The following is a 1,406-nucleotide window of genomic DNA, read 5'->3' on the forward strand; positions in this document are numbered from 1 at the left end:
ATCACGCCCATGGCGAGGCCGATGGCACCGCCGGTCATGTCCTTGATCGATTCCTGGACGCGCTGGTCGATGTTGTCGGGAGCGACAGAGTCGGACGAGCCGTGCTGGGCGTGGAAATGCGTGTGATTGGTGTCGAGGAGCGCTTCGTTGAAGCGGCTGTCCAGCCAGCCGCGCCATTTGCGGTGCAGCGTTGCCGAAACGAGGCTGCGTATGCCGGTGAAGCCCGCATCCTTGAGCACGACGATCAGGATGAGGATGCCGGCGTTGGTCAGCAGTGTCTGGAGAGGGGTGGTGTTTGCGGCGTCGTGGAAGAAGGCGATCGAATTGACCAGCTCACCCGACGCTTCGGCGAACCAGACGCCGGACTTGCTGGACAGCGCCGTAAGCAGCGCGATGACAAGGGTGAGGGTCCAGGCTTCCTTCCAGCGATCCGAGAACCAGTAGGCTCGCATCAGTCCCCAGAAGGTTCGCATCGATGACACTGGGGTCAGGGGCGGCTGCCTTCTGGCGTCGCTAGGACTTTTCTCCGATAGTGAACGTCTCGGTCTGCCGACCCGAATCACGATCCCGCCCAAACCTTTTCTAGTTTTGTTACGGATAGTAACACCAATTGATCATTTTCCATTAATTTTCTCCCGGGGAATGTGAACCCGCGCACAAGCCGTTGCCCATGCGCAACAGATCGGACGGCGATGCGGTCGCCTCCACTGCGTGGAATGCCTTTTTATTTCAATTGATTAGAGCAGTCGCGGAGGCGGCCGAACGACCTTCCCTAAGGGAAGCTTAAAACACAGTTTTGTGAACCGCTTCGCCCTCCGATTCAGCCGAATTTCCTGATGCGAACGAACCGGGGAGACCGAAAAGCTGCCTCCGCGTGTCTTTCAGGATTGGCTTTCGTGATGTCCAAGGGCGGCCGGGGCATTGAGAAGGCGACGGCCGGGGGTGCCCGGCATCGTCTCGATACATCCGTCGGCCAATGCTTTTCAGGCGCGCACCAATTTGTGTTTGATGGGCCGGCCGTTCGGTCTCGAATGTGCATCGGCCGAAGCGGAGGGAATTTCATGCTTGTACGGACACTGTCGGCCGCGATGGTCGCGACACTCGTCTGGCTGCCTCAGGCATATGCCGGCAGCCAGACCATTCCAGGGAATGGTGAAGGGCAGGTGGAGTTCAACACGCCGTCAGGCAATATCGGCTGTATCTACACGCCGAAGGGTGGCACAAGCATCTACCAGCCGCAGGATGGCGGTCCGGAACTGAGCTGCTCGCGCGTCGAGCCGAGCTACATCACCGTCATTCTGGGGCCGAATGGGCCGGCAACGCAGATCAAGAATCCCGGCGAGCAAGGCTGCTGCGGCGATGTCGCGAAGCTTGCCTATGGCAACAGCTGGAGTAAGGGGCCGTTT

General features: G+C 59.6%; 1 protein-coding gene and 1 pseudogene. One reads left to right on the top strand and one right to left on the bottom strand.

The window, feature by feature from the left end:
- Nucleotides 1-473: pseudogene (locus EN781_RS32550) on the bottom strand (ABC transporter ATP-binding protein/permease); the annotation flags it as partial.
- Between the two features lie 588 nt (nt 474-1,061).
- On the opposite strand from EN781_RS32550, the gene EN781_RS32555 reads away from it, so the two are divergent.
- A partial coding sequence (locus tag EN781_RS32555) for a hypothetical protein (protein ID WP_127400724.1) occupies nt 1,062-1,406 on the top strand: 345 nt, incomplete at its 3' end.

The organism is Mesorhizobium sp. M4A.F.Ca.ET.090.04.2.1 (assembly GCF_003999085.1).
Lineage (GTDB): Bacteria > Pseudomonadota > Alphaproteobacteria > Rhizobiales > Rhizobiaceae > Mesorhizobium.